We start from the raw sequence: 12,372 nt of genomic DNA, 5'->3' as shown, positions 1-12,372 counted from the left end.
ACAGGCCGGCGTCCCGCGCCGGCCTGTTCGCGTCTCCGATCAGGCGGCCTTGATCTTCATGGCTTCCTGGTCGCGCACCATTTTGCTTATGCCGGCAAAGTCGAGCTTGCCGGAGCCAAGCACGGGCACCTTGGCCACCACCAACACTTCGGCCGGCACCATCAAATCCATGGCGCCATTGGCCTTGGCGAAGGTCAGGAACTCAGCCCGCGTGGCGCCGGCGGCCTCGGTGATGAGGATCAGCCTCTCGCCCTTGCGCGTGTCCGGCACCGTGGCGACGGCCGACAGCGAGCCCTTCCACAGTTCGCCCGCCAGCGCCTCGACCGCCGCCAGCGAGATCATCTCGCCGCCGATCTTGGCGAAGCGCTTGGCGCGGCCGCGAATGGTGATGAAGCCGGTTTCGTCGATATCGACGATGTCGCCCGTGTCGTGCCAGCCATTTTCAAGTGGCTCGAGCACGCCGGGCTTCTCGGCCCGGAGATAGCCGGCCATGACATTGGGTCCGCGCACGAAAAGCCGTCCGCCATCATCGACGCCGGGCACCGGGTCGAGGCGATATTCCATGCCCGGCATGATTTTGCCGACGGTTCCGGAGCGGTTGTACATCGGCGTGTTGATCGAGATCACCGGTGCCGCCTCCGTCACGCCATAGCCCTCGAGGATGCGCACGCCGAACTTCTCCATATAGGTCATGCGCGTCGCCGCCTTAACCGGTTCCGCGCCGGCAAAGCAATAGCGTATCGAGCGGAAATCATAAGGGTGCGCGGTGCGCGCATAGCCGGACAGGAACGTGTCGGTGCCGAAGATGATCGTCGCATTCGAGCCGTAGATCAGCTCCGGCACGATGCGGTAATGCAGCGGCGAAGGATAGAAATAGACCGGCACGCCCGAGATCAGCGGCAGCACCGTGCCCGCCGTCATGCCGAAGGAATGGAAGATCGGCAAGACGTTGAAGACCTTGTCGCCCGAGTGGAAGTCGATGCGCGAGGCAGCCTGGGCGGCGTTGGCAAGGATGTTGCGGTGCGTGAGCACCACGCCCTTCGGCGTGCCTTCCGAACCCGAGGTGAACAGGATCACCGCCGGATCGTCGGGCTTGCGGGCAACTCGCGGCCTGCTCTTGCGCAGGAGGCCGAGCAGCTTGTCCTTGAGGCCGATCGTCGTGCGCAGATCGTCGAGCCAGACGATGTCGACCGAACGGCCGAGTTCCTCGACGACGGGACCGAGCTTTGCCTGTTCGACGAAGGCGCGCGAGGTGAGCACGGTGCGCACTTCGGCGGCCTTGCACGCAGACAGGATATTGGCCGCGCCCGCGGTGAAGTTGATCATCGCCGGGACCTTGCCGGATGACATGACGCCAAGCAGGGCGGCGCAGGCGCCATTGGCATTGGGCAGCATGACGCCCAGCGTCGGCTGGCCGGCATAGAGTTGTTCGAATTTGGCGCCGAGCACGGCCGCGGCCGTCAGCAGCTTGCCGTAGCTCAGCGAACCGGTCACCGGATCCTGCACGGCGAGTTGCTTCATGCCGCGTGTGGAGGCGGTCTGGATGATCTTTTCCAGCACCGTCCTGTCGATATCCTGGGTGCGGAACACGAGATCCGACATCACCTGGTAGAGGGCATTGCCGGCTGCGGCGCGACGCTTGCGGCCGCGCAGTTCCGGCTCAACCTCGAGCTTGACCGGTTCGAGAATGGTCACCTTGACCTTCGGAAACAGGCGGCGGCGCCCATGCTGGGACGACAGGCGCGAGAAATAGCTCTTCTCCAGCCCGTCGATACGCACCGGCACGACCATCGAGCCGGTCTTGTCGGCCACCATGGCGGCGCCATCATAGACCTTCATCAAGCTGCCGGTGACGGTGATGCGACCCTCGGGGAAGATGACCAGCGGGTCGCCGCCCTGCACGATCTTGATCAGCGTTCGGGTCGACATCGGCTTGGCCGGGTTGAGGGGCAGAGCGCGGGCGAGCTTCATGAACGGCTTCATCCACCAGGCCTGCGCGATCGTGTAGTCGATCGCGAAGACCGGCTCTTCGTCGGTCAGCGTCAAGGCGAGCGGGCCGTCGAGAAAGCTGACATGGTTGAGCGCCAGGATCGGCGCCTTGCCGGCCGCCTTGAGGTTCTCCATGCCTTCGACCTCCAGGCGCAGGAAGGCCCGGAACAGGATGGAGACGAAATCGCGGAAAGCGTTGGTCGGCAGATATTTCAACATCAACCAGGCGGCGGCGGCGTTTGCCGCGGCGAGGCCGAACAGGATTCCTCCGGTGGAAACCTTGGTCTGGATCGCGGCCACAACAATGCCGCCGACGGTCATGAAACCTGCATTGACGATGCTGACCGCCGCGACGACGCGGGCGCGGCGCGCCTCGGGCGACCAGGCCTGCACGGCAGCGAAGGTGGGCACGACGAGGAAGGCGCTGGCGATAGCCATGCCGGCCAGGTCGATCGCGACACGGAGGGTGTTGGGCCCGGCGAAGAAGACGCCAAGCGTTTCGGCCGCGGCCGAAGGCTGCATGCTCCAGATCGTCCAGGCCAGGTGCAGGCCGAACAGCGCCAGCAGCGCCGTGCCGACCGGCGCCGGCAGCAGCACAATGCGTCCCTGCGACATCCACGCCGCGATTGCCGAGCCGATAGCGATCGAAACCGCGAACACGGCGAGATAGACGGTGACCGCCATCTCGTTGCCGCCAAGCGAACCCTTGATCAGTGTCGGCAGGATCGACAGGACGATGGCGCCGATCAGCCAGAACCACGACGTCATCAAGCCCGCGCGCCAGATCCGCTTGTCGGTGCGCAGCTCGCTGACCTGGCGCCAGGTCGAGCGGAAGATGTTCCTGTCGATGACAAGGTCGGGGGCCGCCGAACCCGTCGAGGGAATGTAGCGGCTGACAAGCCAGCAGGCGACGGCAAGCATCATCATGATCGGTCCGAAGACCGTGACGCCGATCCCGTCGGCCGAGACGACGCCACCGGCGATGGTGCCGCCGAGGATGGCGGCGAAGGTCGCCGATTCGATCCAGGCGTTGGCGCGCGGCAATTCCTTGCGTTCGAGGTGATCCGGCAGGATGCCGTATTTGATCGGGCCGAACAGGGCCGAGATGATGCCGAACATCAGAAGCGCCGTCATCAGCACGGGAATGGACGACAGGGCGATGCCGGCGACGGAGACTGCGGCCGCCGCGATCTCGGCGAACTTCAGCCGCTTGGCTATCAGGGCCTTGTCGAAGCGGTCGGCGATCTCTCCGCCGAGCGCAGAGAGGAACAGGAAGGGGGCCATGAAGACGGCGCCCGCCAGGGTGACCAGCGACGCCGCCTGGTCCGCCGCCAGCGTGAACAGAATGAGGAACACCAGTGTGTTCTTGAGGAAATTATCGTTGAAGGCGGACAGGAACTGCGTCCAGAACAAGGGCGCAAAGCGCCGGGACGTCATCAGATGACTTGTCGGACGGTTGATCGGGGCGATTTCCATAGCGGCGACTTCCATTGGGCAAGACCGGTGCAATCCTTCTGGGACCGATCGGCGGCCTTGCGCGGTTTGAGCCTGGTGTAACGGGAAGGCCGTTACACTTCGTTACTGCGGCTGACTTCCATCAAAAGCTTCTCGGTCTTGGCGTCTTCCAGCCGGTTGATGAAACGGCCTGCCTCTTCCGAGTCACGCATGGTCTTGGTGATGGTGATCGAGGTGTGCACAAGCATGATGGCGGCCATGGCGTAGAACCCCTTGGCGGCGAAGCTCGCCTCCAGAAAGTAGATGCCGCCGGCCATCATCGATGCGGCAACAGCAAAACTGACCATGGTGAAGGTCTTCCAGGCGCTTGAGTCCTTGGGGGCGTAGGTATTCGGGGACATCGGTATGATCCTTTTGTTTCGGGGTTAGGTCGGGTCGGCGTCGGTCTGTTTCAGGCCTGATGCAGTCAGGCCGGCCTGGCGATCTTGCTGGCCAGCCGTTCGAGCACGGCGTCGGCGCTGCTCCTCAGCGGCATGCCGCAGCCGGCCGCCGCCAGCTTCTCGCTGACCGCCGCAGGGTCGCCCGACTGTTCCATTTCGGCCATGGCGGCGGCGGCCGCGTCGATTTGCTTTTGCCTTGTGCGCAGGCGGAGCAATGTCTCCTCGGCATCCTTGAGCGCCGACAGGCTGGAGCCGGGCGCGCTTTCACGCAGACGCTGGGTGGTATCGACCGCGGCGACGATGCGCTGGCCGCGCTGCAATTCGCGCAGCCGCATCTCGGAAGCGCGCACAATCCGCTTCAGCCGCTCGATCTCGGCGCCGAAGGTCTTCTGCGCCTCGTCGGAGGCGTCGCGTTCGGCTTCCAGCAGGGCGATGGTTTCGGCTGCTTCGCGGGCAAGATCATTGCGCCCCTGTTCGAGCGCCGCCATGGTCCGCTGCTCCAGATCGTCGATGCGGGCGACGAGCTTCTTGAATTGCGCGACCTCCTGATCGTTCTGGGCAATGGCGATTGCCACGGCCCGGCGCGCGGCGGCAATCGCTTCGGCGCAATCGCGCACCTGCTGGCGCAGGATCACCAGCGCGTTGCGGTCGACGACCGCTTCGGCTGCATCGTGGCTGCGGCCACGCACAAGGGCAAAAAACTGTTTCATCGTTCCGGTTTCTCCTCTATGAACGTTGTTCATGATTGCAACGTAACACATCATGAACAGCGTTCAAGACAAAAATGAACGTCGTTCATAATTTCGGCGAGGAAGGTTAATGACCGCAGCACGGGACGCCAGGCGTGAGGACTTGAGGGGCAGGCTGATCGAGGCCGCGCGAGCGCGCATCCAATCCGCAGGCCTGGCCGGGTTGCGCGCCCGCGACGTCACGGCCGATGCCGGCTGCGCCCTGGGTGCGCTTTACACCGCCTTTGCCGATCTCGATGAGCTTGTCCTGCATGTCAATTCGATCACGCTGGCCAAACTTGGGGCCGCCCTGCAGCACGAGGCGGCCGGGGCAGCGGCGCCGAGAGCAAAGTTGATGGCGCTGGCCAAGGCCTATCTCAGCTTCGCACGTGACAACCGCATGGCGTGGAGGGCCCTTTTCGAGCATCGCATGACGCCGGGTGTGCCGGTGCCCGAATGGCATCTGGCCGAGCATGCTGTCCTGATCCAGCATCTGGTCGACCCACTCGCTACACTGCTTCCCGCTCTGGACAGGCCGGAACTTCTTGCCCGCGCGCGCACCCTGTTCTCGGCGGTGCACGGCATCGTCACTGTTTCGCTCGAAGACCGCTTCATCGGTCTAGCGCCAACAGACCTCGAAGGCGAGTTACTGACCTTCGTCGCCACCCTTGTGGCGGGCATCGAAAGCACCAGTGGAAACAGAAGGCGGGCCGTGCATCAGGAATCCGCCTCCACCCTTCCCTAGGCTTAAAGATGACGGCGCCGGGCGAAGCCGGATGCCGACCCCGCACCTGGGACACAGCGCCAACGCCCCTGTCCAAGCGGCGAAGTACCTGACATCGAGTGGTTGAAACCAAACGCCTTGAACTCGCGTAGCTGCCATTTTCCGGGCGGATGCGTGGATGCATTTCAGGAAGTTTCGCTGCCAACAGTGCCTGGGTTCGGGCAAGGTCTTTCAATGCAGCAAGAGCTTGCGGACCCAAGGCACCTGCTGTCCCACGGGCACGCGCCGTCGACAATGCAAGGGCGCGGTCATCACATGCACGGTTTGCCGGGGCAGCGGGCTGCGCAATACGCCCTGATGTGTGTGTCCCCTCGGCAACATGTTGGGAGAATGCAATATACCCTTTCAATTCAGGATTGTCCGTTCTGGGTGTGGCGCCATATTGGTGCAGTCACCTCGAACGCCAAAGAGCCTCCTATGAAGCGTCTTTTTGTCATCTCATCGCTGTTCGCTCTCGCAGCGAGCCCCTCCTTCGCTGCTGACGCGGTGGTCATGGAACCGGCCTCGGCCTTCAATTGGACCGGCCTCTATGTCGGCGGGCACGTAGGCTACGGCTTCGGTCAGACCGACGCTACGTTCAGTGCTCCGAACACTCCGGGTTTTGCCGCTACCCAGGACTACGATGTCGACGGATTTCTCGGCGGCGTGCAGGTCGGTTACAACTATCAGATGAACTCACTGGTCCTGGGTGTCGAAGCCGATTTCAGCGGCGCCGATATCAATGGCGGCTCTGACGAGATCAACATTGGGGTCCGAGGCGATACCTACGACACAAAGATCGACTGGTTCGGCACCGTTCGTGGCCGCGTCGGCTATGCTATGGATCGCACGTTGATCTACGGCACCGGCGGTTTGGCATTTGGCAGCGTGGAAAACCGCTATCTTGACGGACCTGACAACAGCTTTTCGGAGAAGAGCACGAAAACCGGTTGGACGGCCGGCGCAGGTATAGAGTACGCATTAGATGATCACTGGTCGGCGAAAGCCGAATATCTCTATGTTGACCTTGGAAATCAGACGATCGACTACGGTGGCAGCAACACCGAGTTCGACAACAAATTCCACACCGTCCGGCTCGGCCTGAACTACAAATTCTAGCTTCTCGCCATAGCGAGCTTCGGCGGCAGCGCCACGACTCCGGCACTGCGGGAATACGCTTGGTCGCGCCGTCGACTTCCCTGCCTTCCGCTACGAACTTCGGCTTGGTCAATCCTGACCGGCCGGACTGACAGGCTTGATGCAGCGTTGGACGTGGCAAGCAGGTATAGCTGACGTCGCCTCGCAAGGTTCGTCACCTATCCAACGAGGGCCAGATTTTCGAAGCCATTGCGCGGCTCGATTTTGCTTGTGCATGAGCATGCGAATTGTAGCCTGCTCCTAGATCGTTCGGCCAGCATGTATACCCCAGCATGTGTACCAAGGACCATTCATGCCCCTGAAAGCAGCGGCCCATGTGGAGGCCATGTCTGCGTTCGCACTGGCGAATCTCGGCGGCCATGACCGGCCGACCCTGGCTCAGAACGAAAGCGCCTTTCCGCCCAGCCCGAGAGCGATCGCTGCTGGCCAGGACGCGATTGCCCATAGCCACCTCTATCCCGACCCGGACTGGACGGAACTGCGCGAAGCGATCGCGCAAGCCTATGGGGTCGAACCTGATTTGATCTTGTGCGGCGCCGGCTCGATGGATCTGATCAGCTGCACCATCGCGGCGTTCGCGGGGCCGGGCGAAGAGGTACTGGGCACATCCTATGCCTATAATTTCGTGGCCTCCGCGACGGCCCGCACCGGTGCCGTCTACGTCAAGGCCGAGGAACAGGATTTCGCCGTCTCGGTCGACAGCATCCTCGCCGCTGTCACCCCCGCAACGCGGATCGTCTTCGTCTGCAATCCCGGCAACCCGACCGGCACGGTCATCCGCAACGCCGAACTGCTGCGCTTGCGCGCCGCCTTGCGTGGGGATGTGCTGCTCGTGATCGACCAGGCCTATGGCGAGTTCGACGATCAGGACCCACGGCCTGTCTTTGCCCTTGTCGCGCGCAGCGACACTGTCGTGCTGCGCACGCTTTCCAAGGCTTATGGCCTGGCCGGCGCGCGCGTCGGCTGGGGATTGTTTGCGCCTTCAATCGCCGCGGAGGTGCGCAAGATCCAGAACTCCAACCAGGTCACCACGGCAAGCCTCGCAATGGCGGTCGCGGCGGTCCAGGACCAGGACTATATGCGCGAAACGGTGGCCCGTACGGCGCAGATACGCGATCGGTTTGCGCAGGATCTGCGGTCAGCCGGCTACCATGTTCCGCAGAGCCGGACGAACTTCGTGCTGATCGGCTTCTCAAGCGCAGAAGCCGCGCAGACCGCCGGGAGAACCTTGCGTGAGGCCGACATCATCGTCCGGGGCCTGGGCGGTTACGGCCTCACGGACTGTCTGCGCGCGACGGTCGGCCCGCAAGAGATAATGGACCGAGCGCTGCGCATACTGATCGACATGCGCAGCGCATAGATTGAGGAGATTTGAAAATGCCGTATTTGCCCGCCCGCGATTTCATCGGCTACGGCGACAAGCCGCCGGCCGCCGAGTGGCCGGGCGGCGCCAAATTGGCGCTCAACATCGTCGTGAATTATGAGGAAGGGGCCGAATACAGCATCGGCGAAGGCGACGGTGTCTCCGAGGCGATCCTGTCGGATCTTGCCGTGTCACCGGCCGTGCCGGGCCTGCGCAACCGCAACATGGAATCGCTCTATGAATACGGCTCCCGCGTCGGCGTCTGGCGGCTGTTGTCGCTGTTTCAGGACAAGGACATCATCCCGACTTTCTACGTGGTGGGCCGCGCGCTCGAGCTCAATCCGGAAGCCGGCAAGGCAATCGCAGCACTTGGCAGCGACATCGTGTGCCATGGCTGGCGCTGGATCGACTACGCGCCGCTGAGCGAGGACGAGGAACGCCAGCACATCGCGATGACGGTCGACACCATCCAGCGCCTGACGGGCATTCGCCCGCTCGGCTGGTACACCGGCCGGCCCAGCCTCAACACAAGGCGGCTGGTGGCCGAACATGGCGGCTTCCTCTATGATTGCGACGACTACAATGACGACCTGCCCTATTTCGTCGATGTCGATGCCAAGCGGCATCTGGTCGTGCCGCACAGTTTCGACAACAATGACAGCCGCTTCTCGCGTGGCTCGGGCCTGGAGACCGGCAGCCAGTTCTTCGAATATGTCAGCGATGGCGTGGACTGGCTGCTGGCCGAAGGCGAGAAGACACCGCGCATGATGACCGTGTCGCTTCACTGCCGGCTCGCCGCAAGGCCCGGCCGCATGATCGGCCTCGCCCGCTTCCTCGACAAGATCAAGGCCAATCCCGACATCTGGATCTGCCGCCGCTCCGACCTTGCCCAGCATTGGCTGGACCGGTTCGGCGGCTGAGCCGACCCACGCCCAAGGGACGGGCGAAACCCTTCGCCCGTCGGCCGTGGCTCACTACTTGTTCGGCACCTCGTAGACCTTGCCCTTCCAGGGCGCCGCGTCGATCTGGTCGAGCGCCATCACATAGAGCACCTTCTCGTCCGGTCCGAAGGCGAAGTTCGGCATGGATGGCGACGGCACCGAAAGCGTGCGCACGAGCTTCGCATCCTTGTCGACGACGAGGATCTTGCCTGGCGCGTCGAGCGAGCGCGGGCTCTGGCCGATATACATCTCTCCGGCCTTGTCCATCTTGATGCCGTCGGGCCAGATATGCGGCTGGTTCGGGAACAGATCGTCGAGGCGCAGGAAGACCCGGCGGTTGCTCAGCGTGTGGTCGGACTGGACGTCGAACTCGATGATCCGGTTATCCTCCGTCTCCACCAGATAGAGGATCTTGCCGTCATTCGACATGACAAGCCCATTGGCATTGTGCAGGTCGCCCGCAACCTTGGTCACGCTGCCGTCCTTGCCGATGTAGTAGGCCGAAGCGTCGATCAGCGGGCCGCCCTTGCCCGAGCCGGTGAAATAGACCCCGCCATCCTTGTCCGGCGCGAAGTCGTTGGGTCCGCTGAACGGCTTGCCGTCCTTATCCTTGTCATAGGCCGGCAGAGTCTTGCCGTCGGCGGAGATGCGGCCGATCAAATTGCTGTCGTAGCAGGTGACGAGGAATTCGCCGGTCGTGGTCGGCAACACAGCCGAAGGGCCGCAGCCATCCATCTTCCAGAAGATCTCGTTCTTCTTGCCGTCCCACACGGTCACGGTGCCGCGGCCATATTCCACGTAGAAGAGCTTGTCCTGATACCAGATCGGTCCTTCGGCGAACCATGCGGCGTCATTGACGACCTTGACGTCTCCCGCGTTTGCGGACGATGCGAGGGCAAGGGCAAACAACGTGCCCAGCAGATACCGTTTGATCATGCGATTCCCCTTTGTGCCAGCGGTTGAAATCTTCCCCGAGTCGGGTTCGCCGGCGATACCCGCCATCGTGGTTCTTTCGGCAGCCGGCTGGGGCCAAAGGGGCAAAGCCTATGCCCGCAGCCGCTTGCCTTCGGGGTCGAAGGGCGGCTGCTTCAACAGCACCGCCTCATGCGGCCTCCCCAATATGGCGACCGATACCTTGTCTCCAGGCCGAGCCGAGCCGGCCTTGACGTAGCCGAGCGCCAGCGACTGCTCGACGAAATAGCCATAGGCACCGGACGATACCTGGCCGATCGGCGTGCCGTCCGGCAGGAAGATCGGCTCGCCGCCGGTCGCGTCGGCATCCTTGGCTTCGATCGACAGCATGATCAGCTCGTCGCGCGCCGGCCTGTCGGCGACAGCGGCATAGGCCTCGCGGTTGAGGAACTCGCCTTTGTCCATCTTGACCAGCCGATCGAACTTGACCTCCTGCGGCCAATATTCAGGCGAGTATTCGCGGCTCCAGCTGCCATAGCCCTTTTCGACGCGCAACGACATCAGGGCGCGCGAGCCGACCGGTCCGGCGCCGATTTCACTGCCGGCCTTGAGCAGCGCCTCGTAAAGCGCGACCTGGTCGGCTGCCTTGCAATAAAGTTCCCATCCCAGGTCGCCGGTAAACGAGACGCGCAGCGCCACCACATCGACGCCGGCCACCGAGATCCGCCGCGAGCGCATGAAGGCAAACGCCTCGGTCGACAGGTCTGCATTGGTCAGGCGCTGCAGCAATTCGCGCGACTTCGGGCCGGCGACGTTGAAGCCGGCCAGCTCCTCGGTGCGAGAACGGAACGTCGTGCCTTCAGGCAAGGGGACGGCCTTGAAGAACCTCTGGTGGAAACGCTCGGCCATGCCGGAACCGAACACCATGAACTCGTCGTCCGCGAGCTTCGTGACGGTGAAGTCGCCGGCAATGCCGCCGCGCTTGCCGATCAGCGGCGTGAGACAGGAGCGTCCGATTTCCGTCGGCATGCGGTTGGCGAACAGCGCGTTGAGCCAAGCCTCGGCGCCCGCGCCTTTGACCTCGTATTTGGCGAAGTTCGAGACGTCGATGATGCCGGCATGCTCGCGCAGCATGCGCGCTTCGCGTCCAACGGGGGCCCACCAGTTCTGCCGCGTGAAACCGATCGTCTCTTCGCGCGGCTCGCCCTCGGCAGCGAACCAGAGCGGATGCTCCCAGCCGAAATTGAGGCCGAACACCGCGCCCATCTGCTTTTGCAGCTCATAGGCGGGCCGGGTGCGGACCGGCCGCCCGGCGGCGCGCTCCTCATTGGGGAAATGGATCTTGAAACGGTGGCTGTATTGGTCCTGCACGCGCGCCTTGGTGAAAGCCTTGCCGGCCCAGTGTCCGAAGCGCGCCATGTCCCAGGGGAACATGTCGAGCGAAGGCTCGCCCTCCATCATCCACTCGGCCGCCAGCTTGCCCATGCCCCCCGACTGCGAGAAGCCCGGAATGATGCCGTTGCAGCAGAAATAATTGTTCAGTTCCGGCACCGGCCCGAACAGCACCGCGCTGTCGGGCGACCAGATCATCGGCCCGTTGATCACCTTCTTGACGCCGGCGGTGCCGACGGCCGGCACGCGCGCGATCGCGCGCATCATGTTTTCTTCGATGCGGTCGAGGTCGTCGGGAAACAGCTCATGGCCGAAATCCAGCGGTGTTCCGTCCTCCGCCCAGAACTTCATCTTGCGCTCATAGGCGCCGATGAGCAGGCCGAGCCCTTCCTGGCGCAGGTAATATTCGCCGTCGCGATCGGCGACCGAGGGTAGGCGGCGGCCCATGGCGGCGATTTCCGGGATGGTCTCGGTGACGAAATACTGGTGCTCGGTGGGGATCAAAGGCAGCTGCAGGCCAGCCATGGCGGCGACCTCCCTGCCCCACAGGCCGGCGGCGTTGACAACCCATTGCGTGTGGATGTCGCCCTTTGGAGTGCGCACGATCCAGCTGCCGTCGGGCTGCGCCTCGGTCGCCGTGACCGGCGTGAAGCGGTGGATCTCGGCGCCGCGCTGGCGCGCGCCCGCCGCGTAGGCGGCCGTGACGCCGGACGGATCGACATTGCCCCCTTCCGGCTCATACATGATGCAGCGTATGCCGTCGAAATCGACCAGCGGGTGCAGTCGCTCCGCTTCGTCACGCCCGACTTCGTAGAAATTCATCTTGTAGCGCCGCGCCTTGGCCTCCTGAAGCCTCAGCTGATGCTCGCGGGCCTCGGTCTGCGCGAGATAGAGCGAGCCCGGCTGGAAGATGCCGCAGCCCTGGCCTGTCTCGGCCTCGAGTTCCTTGTAAAGCGCCATCGTATAGTGCTGGAGGCGGCTGATATTGGTGGAATCATGCAGGCCGTGAATATTGGCCGCCGCGTGCCATGTGGACCCCGAAGTCAACTCGTTGCGCTCCAGCAGGACCACATCCGTCCAGCCGAATTTCGCAAGGTGATAGAGGATCGAGCAGCCGATCAGGCCGCCGCCGATGACAACGGCTTGTGCATGAGTACGCATAGCGAGATTTCTTCCCTTGGTTCGGCGACTTTTCTTCTTTGCGCTTTCGGCAAGCGCCTTGGAGATCTGT

9 protein-coding genes are annotated in these 12,372 nt (G+C 63.4%); 4 read left to right on the top strand and 5 right to left on the bottom strand.

Features of this window, described 5'->3' with window-relative positions; translation table 11 throughout:
- Window positions 1-39: 39 nt before the first annotated feature.
- The 3 genes from LB513_RS10955 to LB513_RS10945 form a co-directional block, all read right to left on the bottom strand.
- Window positions 40-3,465, bottom strand: coding sequence for an acyl-[ACP]--phospholipid O-acyltransferase (locus LB513_RS10955; RefSeq protein WP_224663510.1), 3,426 nt, complete (start codon window positions 3,463-3,465; stop codon window positions 40-42).
- Window positions 3,466-3,557: 92 nt separating this feature from the next.
- Window positions 3,558-3,845 (bottom strand): YiaA/YiaB family inner membrane protein, encoded by a 288-nt coding sequence (locus LB513_RS10950; RefSeq protein WP_224663509.1) that lies wholly within the window; start codon window positions 3,843-3,845, stop codon window positions 3,558-3,560.
- Between the two features lie 65 nt (window positions 3,846-3,910).
- The gene (locus LB513_RS10945) at window positions 3,911-4,594 is read right to left on the bottom strand and encodes a PspA/IM30 family protein (protein ID WP_224663508.1); all 684 of its coding nucleotides are present in this window, start codon (window positions 4,592-4,594) and stop codon (window positions 3,911-3,913) included.
- 109 nt (window positions 4,595-4,703) lie between these two features.
- Here LB513_RS10945 and LB513_RS10940 point away from each other — a divergent pair, with 109 nt between their 5' ends.
- The 4 genes from LB513_RS10940 to LB513_RS10925 all read left to right on the top strand — a co-directional run bounded on the left by LB513_RS10940 (window position 4,704) and on the right by LB513_RS10925 (window position 8,816).
- The gene (locus LB513_RS10940) at window positions 4,704-5,357 is read left to right on the top strand and encodes a TetR/AcrR family transcriptional regulator (RefSeq protein ID WP_224663507.1); all 654 of its coding nucleotides are present in this window, start codon (window positions 4,704-4,706) and stop codon (window positions 5,355-5,357) included.
- A 456-nt stretch (window positions 5,358-5,813) separates the two neighbouring features.
- Window positions 5,814-6,494: an outer membrane protein gene (locus LB513_RS10935; protein ID WP_224663506.1), complete on the top strand. Its 681-nt coding sequence runs from the start codon at window positions 5,814-5,816 to the stop codon at window positions 6,492-6,494.
- Between the two features lie 331 nt (window positions 6,495-6,825).
- Window positions 6,826-7,893: a pyridoxal phosphate-dependent aminotransferase gene (locus LB513_RS10930; RefSeq protein ID WP_224663505.1), complete on the top strand. Its 1,068-nt coding sequence runs from the start codon at window positions 6,826-6,828 to the stop codon at window positions 7,891-7,893.
- Window positions 7,894-7,910: 17 nt separating this feature from the next.
- On the top strand, window positions 7,911-8,816 hold the full coding sequence (locus LB513_RS10925) for an allantoinase PuuE (protein ID WP_224663504.1): 906 nt from the start codon (window positions 7,911-7,913) through the stop codon (window positions 8,814-8,816).
- A 54-nt stretch (window positions 8,817-8,870) separates the two neighbouring features.
- On the opposite strand, the gene LB513_RS10920 is transcribed toward LB513_RS10925, so the two are convergent.
- Both LB513_RS10920 and LB513_RS10915 read right to left on the bottom strand, forming a co-directional pair.
- On the bottom strand, window positions 8,871-9,773 hold the full coding sequence (locus tag LB513_RS10920) for an SMP-30/gluconolactonase/LRE family protein (RefSeq protein ID WP_224663503.1): 903 nt from the start codon (window positions 9,771-9,773) through the stop codon (window positions 8,871-8,873).
- Window positions 9,774-9,881: 108 nt separating this feature from the next.
- Entirely contained in the window at window positions 9,882-12,302 is a 2,421-nt protein-coding gene (locus tag LB513_RS10915; RefSeq protein ID WP_224663502.1) for an FAD-dependent oxidoreductase, read from the bottom strand.
- Window positions 12,303-12,372 lie beyond the last annotated feature (70 nt).

It is taken from the genome of Mesorhizobium sp. ES1-1 (genome assembly GCF_020164785.1).
GTDB lineage: Bacteria > Pseudomonadota > Alphaproteobacteria > Rhizobiales > Rhizobiaceae > Mesorhizobium.
The sequence above is the reverse complement of the archived record's forward strand: the minus strand, read 5'-3'. Positions and strand labels throughout refer to the sequence as shown.

Coding starts and splice junctions, on each gene's coding strand:
- LB513_RS10940 (WP_224663507.1), top strand. CDS start 4,704: ATGACCGCAGCACGGGACGCCAGGCGTGAGGACTTGAGGGGCAGGCTG.
- LB513_RS10945 (WP_224663508.1), bottom strand. CDS start 4,594: ATGAAACAGTTTTTTGCCCTTGTGCGTGGCCGCAGCCACGATGCAGCC.
- LB513_RS10950 (WP_224663509.1), bottom strand. CDS start 3,845: ATGTCCCCGAATACCTACGCCCCCAAGGACTCAAGCGCCTGGAAGACC.
- LB513_RS10930 (WP_224663505.1), top strand. CDS start 6,826: ATGCCCCTGAAAGCAGCGGCCCATGTGGAGGCCATGTCTGCGTTCGCA.
- LB513_RS10920 (WP_224663503.1), bottom strand. CDS start 9,773: ATGATCAAACGGTATCTGCTGGGCACGTTGTTTGCCCTTGCCCTCGCA.
- LB513_RS10955 (WP_224663510.1), bottom strand. CDS start 3,465: ATGGAAATCGCCCCGATCAACCGTCCGACAAGTCATCTGATGACGTCC.
- LB513_RS10935 (WP_224663506.1), top strand. CDS start 5,814: ATGAAGCGTCTTTTTGTCATCTCATCGCTGTTCGCTCTCGCAGCGAGC.
- LB513_RS10925 (WP_224663504.1), top strand. CDS start 7,911: ATGCCGTATTTGCCCGCCCGCGATTTCATCGGCTACGGCGACAAGCCG.
- LB513_RS10915 (WP_224663502.1), bottom strand. CDS start 12,302: ATGCGTACTCATGCACAAGCCGTTGTCATCGGCGGCGGCCTGATCGGC.